Below are 9253 nucleotides of genomic sequence, written 5' to 3' on the forward strand. Positions count from 1 at the left end.
TTTTACTTCTGCATCTAAACCTGGAGAGTCGAGTGCTTCTGATAAATAAGCGATCTTCTTTTTTAAACCTGACGGTTCCTGATTCGAATAAAGAGGAACTGGCTTACTTGAAGCTGTGCTGTCAAAATCATCCGGACCTGCAATAACCTCCAGAATAAGAGCGGCATCCTCTACAGAATGAGTTATTGGTCCTACCTGATCGAAAGAAGAAGCATATGAAATAATACCATGCCGGGAAACCCGTCCGTAAGTTGGCTTCAAACCAACCACACCGCAAAAAGATGCAGGTTGTCGAACGGAACCTCCTGTATCAGTGCCCAGAGCAGCAAGGCAAAGATCGGCCTGGACTGCTACCGCAGATCCTCCGGACGAACCGCCTGAGACCTTTTTAAGATCAGCATTATTGCGAACCGGCCCATAATAGGACGATTCATTAGAAGCTCCCATTGCAAATTCATCGCAGTTCAATCTGCCGATAATTATAGCATCTTCTGCTAAGAGACGTTCCACCACTGTTGCAGAAAAAGGGGAGATATAATTCTCCAGTATCCTGGAAGAAGCAGATACCTGATGGTCTTTATAACAAATATTATCCTTAATCCCTATTACCATCCCCGCAAGTTTTCCTGAAGTTCCCGCTTCAATTTTTTCTTGTATACGGAGAGCGGCGGATTTCGTTTCCTCAGAAAACACTTCCACGAAAGCGTTTAGTTCCTTACGTTCTTCTATACGCTTCAAATAATTCGCAACTAAGTCCGAGAGAACCAGTTCACGATTATTTAAAGCAGATTGAATGTGTGAAAGAGAAGAGAAACCTTCCATAATATGGAATGTGGTAGTCTGACAGCTTAAATAAAAACTGTACGTATGTATCCCATTAGTTTAGGATAGCATGAGTGTGTTGAATAATTATTTGTTATCTTGATCTTTATTGGCTGGCGCTGTGCCATCGCCTTCGCCATTCTGAGCAGTCTTAAATTCCTTTATCCCTTTGCCCAATCCGCGCATAAGTTCCGGAATCTTCTTACCTCCAAATAATAACAAGACTACTACTACAATCAAAACGATCTCAGTAACTCCAAGTCCTGCAATCAACAAAGTTGAACTTAACATAAGTTTTTTTTATTTAGTATATGATTTCTTCTCTTCAGTGCTTACTGTGCCAGACTCTGGCACAACCGGCGCTTCGGGATCAACATTAAAACTCCCGTCGGGATTATAATACTGGTCCATACCATTCGGAGCCTCAGGGTCCGCCTCAAAAGGCGCTGCAGTTTTCACCTTATCCATGTCGGCGGTAGCATCCGAGACAGTATTAATATTATTATGTATTTCTCTCTTAATGCCGTCTGAGGCATCCTTGAATTCCCTTAAGCCTTTACCAAGTCCGCGCGCAAGCTCCGGAAGTTTCTTTCCACCGAACAACAACAGAACCACAAGAAATATCAGGATCATCTCCGGCCCCCCGATATTCATAAACAACATGATTGAACTATACATCTCTTATTAACTGAATATACAAATATAGCGATTAAACTACCCAAAAATTAAATTAATTTGCCAGCCAGCTTGCTGGATTCATCGGCTCGGCACCCTTTCTTATTTCAAAATGGACTTCAGTGGTGCCGTCAACCGAATCCGTAATAACTGAACCAATATTCTGCTTTAAGCTTACCTTCTGTCCCCGTGCAACATTAACTGATTTCAAGTTCGAATAAACGGTAAAATACTCACCGTGACGAATAAGCACCGCATAGGAACCTGCGAAATTCTGAACTGCCGCTACTTCTCCACCAAAAACTGCACGAACAGCTGATCCTGGGGCCGTTTTTATATCCACTCCATTATTCTCCGTAGTGACATTCCGGCCGTAGGTATGATTACCAAAGCCTTCGATTATCATACCACTTGTAACAGGCCAGGGCAAGCTTCCCCGGCTTCCTAAAAAGTCGGACGACAGCTTAGCAGATTCTGGTGTAGCTGCAAGTATACTCGAACCTCTTGAAATAGGCTTGGCATCAGGGGCTTCCTTGTTTTCTGCTTTAGCTTTTTCCGCCGCAGCCCTTGCTTCAGCCTCAGCCCTTCTTCTTGCCGCCTCAATTTCGCGGTTAATTGCGTTTGCAATCGCCCGGTTTAATGTAGCAGATTCTCTTTGTTTTTTCGAAAGCTCCTGTTTAAGTTTCTTTTCTTCCCGACTGAGGCCGGTGAGGACTTTCGATTTACTATTCTTCTGTACGCCGAGGGTCTGCTTTTCTTTTTGCTGATCGTCAAGAAGATGGCTTTTCTGCTGCTTATTCCGGTCTAATTCCTTAATCTTAATATTGAGATCCTCTGCTGTGCCTTCAATATACTTCGCCTGCTTCTTACGATATTCGCTAAACTGCTGGAGGTATTTCAGTCTTTTATAGGCTTGATTAAAGTTGCCCGAAGCAAAAATAAACATCAGCTTACTGTAAGAACTCTGATTCCTGAATGCAAAAAGAACCATTCCTGCGTACTCCTTTTTTAGCTTGTTTAGCTGCGATTGAAGTGAGCGCACCGTATTCGTATTATCAGAAATCTGGTTATCCAGGAGCCTGACTTCCGAGTTTATAGTACTTATCTTTTCCTCCCTAAGGCGGATTTGGGCATTTAAAGCACGGATTTGTTTTAAGGAAAGATTCTTGTTGTTTGCAGTTTTATTCAGGCTCTTATTCAGCGACTCAATTTCCCGTGTCAGGGCTTCCTTCCTCCGTTTAAGCTCAGAACTACTCTGGCCATAAGCGATGGAACACAATCCAAAAAAAGATAGAAATAAGAAAAACCTCAGCAACTTCATTAAAACAAATGTATTTAATTTTTGATCGTATAACGATCAGGAACACGAAATGGTATCTCCACTGGGACGTCAAGTTCGACCTTTGTAAACTTAAGATCCAAATTTATACTCTTATTTTTCGCCTGTGATTTCATCACAATTGAGTGCGGAAAAGCTTGCTGCGGTATCGCCTGAAAATCACCATAATTAACTACAAGGGATTGCGCTGCACCCGAATCCGTTAAATTTGACTGTACCACTTTATTCTGATCATTTAACATGAGTTCATAAATCAGTGACCCTATACTGGATTTCAGTTCTACCTGAGCGTCGGAGAGATCCACGTTGGTAGATTCAGTAATAAATCCCGTAATCGTATTACCAACCAACACGGATTGCAAGGTGGCAAAATTTATTTTATTATTCGTGAATTCGTAGAGATAGGAAAAGGGCTTGGTGATATACACGTTTTCCAGACGATTAATAACCCTCACGCTATCCGGGGTTATAAGTGCCCGGGCAACTTCCAAACCCGCTATCGCAGTAATGGAAACCCAAATTGCCTCATTATTCTTCATCCGGATGTTCATAGTCACATCGTTTGAATTACCGCTTATATTAAGAGCTGCCTTCGCTTTGCCCGATAAAGTGGTAAAATTAATTTCATTGCTTTTTACAGCAGCGAGCTTTTCCGCGCGCGCCGTATTTACCGTAGGATTAATTCCTGTACCAGGATCAGCTGGCACCGTTTTCGGTGGCATGCCGCCAGTTCCAACCGCTTTAGTCGTTTTACAGGAAACAAAAAATCCAAATAGTAATAATACGATAACGCTCCTACTCAATATATCTCTTCTCATTAATTTTTCTGTTTAAAATTTCGGATCCCGGATCCTTGCCCTTAGCTTTTATCCACTGTTGTAAAGCAAGATCCCGTTCTCCTAGTAAATACAAAATGTCTCCATAATGTTCCATTTGGGTCGAACTATTAGTGGTATCATTTCGTAGCGCTTTCTCAATCCATGTTTTAGCCTCTGCATATCTTTTAAGTTTAAACAAAATCCATGCATAGGTATCTTCTGAAGAGGCATTATTGGGATCCAGCTGGACTGAACGTTTGGCCATTTTCTCAGCCTTTTCCAGATTCTCGCCTCGTATTGACAGATAATAAGCATAGTTATTAAGTACATAACTATTGTCCGGATCTATTACAAGCGATTTTTCATAGGCCTCATCAGACTCCTTGAATTTTTTCAGCGCGTTGTATGAATCGCCCAGGGTCGAAAATATCTGCGCACGGACTTCCTTATCCTCTGTCTCCAGATCTGCGGCATTGGTGAGATAGGACACCGCTTTATCATGCTTCTTAGTCTGAGCATAAGCAATGCCTGTAAACAAATATAATTCAGCCTGATTTGGAAAAATAGTCAAGGCTTCTTCTCCATCGGAAATAGCTTGCTGATAATCGCCGAGGCTAACTTCAATTCTTATTAATTGTTCCCAGATCTGGTAAATCCGGTCGTTCAGCTTTACTGCCTTTTTATAGACATCCCGCGCTTCAGCATATTTCTTATCCTGAAAAAGCACATCGCCATATACGGCAAATGCCTTGGCTTCATCCGGGTGCGTTTTCGTCATTATAGCAGCTAACTCGCTTGCAAAACCACGTGCTTTAACATCCGCGAACATGGGAAAAAACGACAGGACTATCCTAACCTTCTCATCAATATTCAGATCAGGATCTGCAAAAGCGACTTTCAGTTCAATGAAAGTATTGTCGAACTGCTTTAAAGCCTTATAATTATCGGCAAGAGCAAGCCGGATCATGGCATTTGCCGGCTCAATATTTTTTGCACGGCTTAGAATTTCCAGAGCCTTCTTTCTATCCCCAGACTTAACATAAACCTCGCTGAGATATAAATAATTGCGAATATTATCAGGATTGTCTGCGATTTGCTTTTCCAATTCCTCCTCCACCTTTTCAGGTTTGCCCTGCTGCAGCAGGATACGCTGCTTTGCCGCCGTCAAGTCCTGCGATGTTCCAAATTTCGATTCAATCTCGCTATATGCTGCAATTGCCTGGTCTGTCTTCTTAAGAATCATAAAGGCATTAGCACGATCGTAAAAATGATCTTCTTTGCCGGGCCTGAGCCTGATCAATTCTTCAAGAACCAGAACCAGTTCAGAAATATTGTTTGTTTTTTTATAAATATCCGCTAAAAACGACCAATACCAGCTATTATCCGGCTTCACGGTCACCGCATTGCGGATCAGGCGCTCAGCCTCGGTCGGTTTATTCTGAGCCATGCTAAAATTAGCCAACTCGTACATCGCCGCATCGTTTGCAGGATCGATCTCCAGCACCTTATTAAATAAAACAGATGCTTCCTGATAGTTCTCCTTTAATTTTTCATTAAGGCCTTCAAAAAACACCTCCCTTGTCAGAAGGCTATCTTTCTGACTCAAAACCTTACCCACTACTATAACAGGCCCGGACCTGGTCTGAGCGCTTAGCCCGGTGATGAACACCGCGAGTGCTAATGTTATGAGTAGTTTCATTCGTATAGTATCAGGTATCAAGTATCAAGACTGCGAGGCCGCTCTTCCCCGATTTATTCGGGGATCTCGTTAACGGCACGCGGCCCAAGCCGCTGTGCCGCACGGCGCGTGTCGTTAGCCCTCGCTTCCATCTTCACTTTTCAATTCTTTTTCAGTTTTCAAATTCAGTTTTCAAGTTTCTACTTTCAAACCCCCGTGTGCCCATATCCCCCTTCACCCCTCACCGTTTCCGTCAAAACCTCAACCTCATCCCAATCAATTCGTTCATGTTTCGAAATAACCATTTGCGCAATCCGATCTCCATTGCCTACTTCAAAACTCTTATCCGAGAAGTTAATCAACAAAATCTTTAACTCCCCCCTGTAATCCGCATCAATAGTTCCCGGCGAATTCAAAATGCTTATGCCGTGTTTTAATGCCAGGCCACTCCTTGGCCTGATCTGCGCCTCGAAACCAACAGGCAATTCTATAAATAAGCCTGTGGGAATCAGCTTTCGCTCCATCGGGGCAATCATAACCGGTTCTGCAAGATAAGCCCTGAGGTCCATTCCCGCAGAAGCTGCTGTTTCATAGGCAGGCAACACGTGCCCTGATCTATTTATTATTCTTATTTCCATCAATCGGGCTGGCAGCGTCTTCATCTGAACCTTTGGTACCCAGAAAAGCCATAAAATTATGACGCTCCATATAAAAGGTTATTAACGTAAAGATAATAAACAGGGTATTTCCAATGATCAAATTACGGTTAAATACTACAAATGATACATATACAATGCAAATAGAAACCAGGAGGTAAATGAGATTCTTTTTAAGATTATACGGAATCGGGTAATTCTTTTGTCCCCAGAGGTAAGAAAAGATCATCATCACCGTGTAGGCACTCAATGAGATCCACGCTGATGCGATGTAACCGTATTCAGGTATGAAAATAATGTTAAGAATAACAGTGAGTATGGCGCCAATCCCGGAAATGTATAAACCATATCGTGTCTGATCCGACAATTTGTACCACACAGATAAGTTGATATAAATCCCGAGGCTTACATAGCCAAATAAAAGTATAGGTACAACTTGCAATCCCGACCAATATAATGCTCTTTGAACCGGATCCTCGCCCCGTATGAAATATTTCAGCAGCTCTATATTTGCGACGAGCATGATAAAGATGAGGCATACCGCGATCACGAAATAATTCATTATTTGAGCGTAGGTTTCACCAGAATTTTTGTTCTTCGCATGACTGAAGAAGAAAGGTTCCGCACCCAGCCTGAAAGCCTGAATGAAGATACTCAGGAAAATGGCGATTTTAGAACATGCCCCATAAATCCCAACCTGAATATCCGAAACGGAAGGAGGCAATAGATGTCCCAGGAAAATCTTATCGACGTTTTCATTAATGATGAAGGAAATGTTAGCGATGAGAACAGGCGTGCTATAAACCAGCATGTCCTTCAGCAATTCTCCATCGTATTTTAATCTGATCTGGAGTAATTCAGGCAATAAAAGGATGAGCGTAAGTAAGCTCGCAATAAGATTGGAAAGAAAGACATAGCCGACCCAGCCTTCGCGATACCAGCTCTTCATAAAGTCGGCCGCTGGAAGATTCTCTTTAATGATAAAGGGAACTGCAAATAAAAAGAAGAGATTCAGTCCGACAAAGGTCAGGATGTTGGCAAACTTAATAATGCTATATCTGATCGGCCGTCCGTCAGCTCTGACTTTGGCAAAAGGGATCACCGCAAGGGCGTCTATAACCAGGATTCCAATAAACAATTGAATGTATGTGACATAATCCGCATCGTAGGCCTTGCCGTTCTGCATCCACACGGCGATGTCCCCTGCAAAAAGGCTGGAAAAGGTCAGGAATATAATAGCTAATGAAAGGATGGCTATAAAGGTGTTATTATAGACCTTTTCTTTCTCGTTTTCGTATTTATTAAGATACCGGAAGAAGGTTGTTTCCATTCCGAAGGCCAGCATCGCGCTCAGCATGGAAGCCCAGCTAAACATCACCGTAAATATCCCATACACCTTTGCGGGATAGATAAGCACGTAATAAGGCGTCAGAATGAAGTTAAGCAGCCTGGAGATAACTGTGCTGAGCCCGTAAATAGCAGTCTGACCCGCGAATTTTTTAATTGCCGACAATGAGAAGGGGGATTTGCATTATTTTCTTAGTATTTCAAAATTGCGGTAATTTTTCATTTCACCATCGGTGACAACCACTTTTTCAACAGCGGAGCGATCTGATCCTTTATTACAAAATTCCAGGAATAGATCGAGCGAAAATTCATCGCCTTCAGCCTCAATAACTACCGTTCCATCAGAGGCATTTCGTGCCGTACCTTTAACCCCCAGCTGATCCGCGACTGCCTTGCTTGTAGCCCTGAAAAAAACACCCTGTACCCGGCCACTGATGATAATATCTAAATGCTTCATATCCTTAAACCGACAAGTTAGTGATTCGCTCTTTCTCTTTTATAAAACCATACCACAAGTCATTTAGAATAACCCTGGCTGGTTTAATCTCATTAATAGCTGAAGCGATTTGCCCGATCTCCAATTCCCCCTCTGCCAGATCACCTTCAAACATTCCGCGTTTTGCTCTTCCCTTTCCTAAAAGCTCAAGCAAGTCCGAGCGATCAGCGCCATCCGCCTCAGCTTGTTCAACCTTTTGAAAAAACTCGTTTTTCATCAGCCTTACGGGGATAAGCGCCTTCATGCTGAGCTTGGTATCGCCCTCTTTCGCATTAAGTATGGCATCTTTAAAATTCTCATGCGCCGACGATTCAATGGCCGCTGCAAAAAGCGAACCCACCTGAACCGCGTCCGCGCCAAGCGCAAATGCCGCGAGCATAGCCTTACCACTTCCAATGCCGCCTGCGGCAATAACAGGAATCGAAACAGCCTCGCAAATTTCCGGTATAAGACAAAGGGTAGTCGTTTCTTCCCGGCCATTATGACCCCCAGCTTCAAAGCCTTCAGCAACTATGGCATCTACACCACTGGCTTCAGCCTTTAAGGCAAATTTCTTATTGGCGATGACATGCACCACTTTAATTCCGTTGGCTTTGAGATAAGGTGTCCATTTCGACGGGTCTCCCGCAGAGGTAAAAACAATCTTCACCCCTTCTTCAACCAAAACCTCAAACACCTTGTCAATATCACGATATAAAAGAGGGACGTTTACCCCAAAAGGCTTCGAAGTTGCAAGTTTGCATTTCTGGATATGCTCCCGTAGAAGCTCGGCACTCATAGAACCGGCACCGATCAGTCCCAACCCGCCGGCATTAGAAACCGCAGAAGCCAGACGCCAGCCGCTGCACCATACCATCCCCGCCTGGATAATTGGGAATTGGATATTGAAAAGGGAGTTTATTTGGTTCACTATGTAAAGGTGGAATTTTAAGTCGTAAAATCAAAAGTTGGGATTGGAAGAGGACATTAGATATTGAGGTCCCTCGCTGCGCTCGGGATGACGAACGGGGGGTAATTATAAAAGTGAGGTCCCTCGCTGCGCTTCGGGATGACGGCGGTTTTTAGGGGGAGGGCAGATTTCTCCTCGCGGCACGTGCCAGATAATTATTGTAATTCCGGTCGCTCGTCGAAATGTTATTTCTTTTGAATTTCCTCACATAGATCGCTCCATTTAGGGTTGGTTAAATTGATTAGCTGGTTCTTCTTTTCACGGCGCCATTTTTTAAGCTCTTTCTCCCTTTTAATAGCTTGCACTATAGTCGGGAAATATTCAAAATAAACGCATTCCGTGAGATTGTATTTTGCAGTGAAACTATCTGGAAAGTGATGCTCCCTATGTTGTAAGACCCTTGAACGCAGGTCAGAGGTCACCCCGATATAAAGGGTTGTTTTGTATTTATTAGTCATCATATATATGTAGCC

Annotated in this window: 11 protein-coding genes; all 11 read right to left on the minus strand. The window is 43.1% G+C overall.

The window, feature by feature from the left end:
• A partial coding sequence (locus WBJ10_RS10120; RefSeq protein ID WP_424289898.1) for an amidase occupies positions 1–822 on the minus strand: 822 nt, incomplete at its 3' end.
• Between the two features lie 87 nt (positions 823–909).
• Entirely contained in the window at positions 910–1113 is a 204-nt protein-coding gene (gene tatA / locus WBJ10_RS10125; protein WP_424289900.1) for a twin-arginine translocase TatA/TatE family subunit, read from the minus strand.
• A gap of 9 nt (positions 1114–1122) precedes the next feature.
• On the minus strand, positions 1123–1500 hold the full coding sequence (gene tatA / locus WBJ10_RS10130; RefSeq protein WP_424289902.1) for a twin-arginine translocase TatA/TatE family subunit: 378 nt from the start codon (positions 1498–1500) through the stop codon (positions 1123–1125).
• Between the two features lie 52 nt (positions 1501–1552).
• Entirely contained in the window at positions 1553–2818 is a 1266-nt protein-coding gene (locus tag WBJ10_RS10135; RefSeq protein ID WP_424289904.1) for a murein hydrolase activator EnvC family protein, read from the minus strand.
• A gap of 14 nt (positions 2819–2832) precedes the next feature.
• Entirely contained in the window at positions 2833–3654 is an 822-nt protein-coding gene (locus WBJ10_RS10140) for a DUF4292 domain-containing protein (RefSeq protein WP_424289906.1), read from the minus strand.
• A complete protein-coding gene (locus WBJ10_RS10145) occupies positions 3632–5353 on the minus strand; it encodes a tetratricopeptide repeat protein (RefSeq protein ID WP_424289908.1) in 1722 nt (573 codons plus the stop codon). The genes WBJ10_RS10140 and WBJ10_RS10145 overlap by 23 nt, the downstream gene beginning before the upstream one ends.
• A gap of 185 nt (positions 5354–5538) precedes the next feature.
• Complete coding sequence (dut, locus tag WBJ10_RS10150) at positions 5539–5970, minus strand: dUTP diphosphatase (RefSeq protein ID WP_424289910.1); 432 nt, start codon at positions 5968–5970, stop codon at positions 5539–5541.
• On the minus strand, positions 5948–7501 hold the full coding sequence (locus WBJ10_RS10155) for an oligosaccharide flippase family protein (RefSeq protein ID WP_424289912.1): 1554 nt from the start codon (positions 7499–7501) through the stop codon (positions 5948–5950). Before WBJ10_RS10155 ends, dut begins: the two co-directional genes overlap by 23 nt.
• A gap of 18 nt (positions 7502–7519) precedes the next feature.
• A complete protein-coding gene (locus tag WBJ10_RS10160) occupies positions 7520–7792 on the minus strand; it encodes an acylphosphatase (protein ID WP_424289914.1) in 273 nt (90 codons plus the stop codon).
• 4 nt (positions 7793–7796) lie between these two features.
• Positions 7797–8741, minus strand: a complete 945-nt coding sequence (locus WBJ10_RS10165) for an NAD(P)H-dependent flavin oxidoreductase (protein ID WP_424289916.1) — start codon at positions 8739–8741, stop codon at positions 7797–7799.
• 224 nt (positions 8742–8965) lie between these two features.
• On the minus strand, positions 8966–9253 hold a 288-nt coding region (locus WBJ10_RS10170; protein ID WP_424289918.1), incomplete at its 5' end, for a GIY-YIG nuclease family protein.

It is taken from the genome of Daejeonella sp., from assembly GCF_049655485.1.
Classification (GTDB): Bacteria; Bacteroidota; Bacteroidia; order Sphingobacteriales; family Sphingobacteriaceae; genus Daejeonella.

Excerpts from the sequence above, each read along its gene's own strand:
- tatA (WP_424289900.1), bottom strand. The coding sequence starts at position 1,113 with ATGTTAAGTTCAACTTTGTTGATTGCAGGACTTGGAGTTACTGAGATC.
- tatA (WP_424289902.1), bottom strand. The coding sequence starts at position 1,500 with ATGTATAGTTCAATCATGTTGTTTATGAATATCGGGGGGCCGGAGATG.
- WBJ10_RS10135 (WP_424289904.1), bottom strand. The coding sequence starts at position 2,818 with ATGAAGTTGCTGAGGTTTTTCTTATTTCTATCTTTTTTTGGATTGTGT.
- WBJ10_RS10140 (WP_424289906.1), bottom strand. The coding sequence starts at position 3,654 with ATGAGAAGAGATATATTGAGTAGGAGCGTTATCGTATTATTACTATTT.
- WBJ10_RS10145 (WP_424289908.1), bottom strand. The coding sequence starts at position 5,353 with ATGAAACTACTCATAACATTAGCACTCGCGGTGTTCATCACCGGGCTA.
- dut (WP_424289910.1), bottom strand. The coding sequence starts at position 5,970 with ATGGAAATAAGAATAATAAATAGATCAGGGCACGTGTTGCCTGCCTAT.
- WBJ10_RS10160 (WP_424289914.1), bottom strand. The coding sequence starts at position 7,792 with ATGAAGCATTTAGATATTATCATCAGTGGCCGGGTACAGGGTGTTTTT.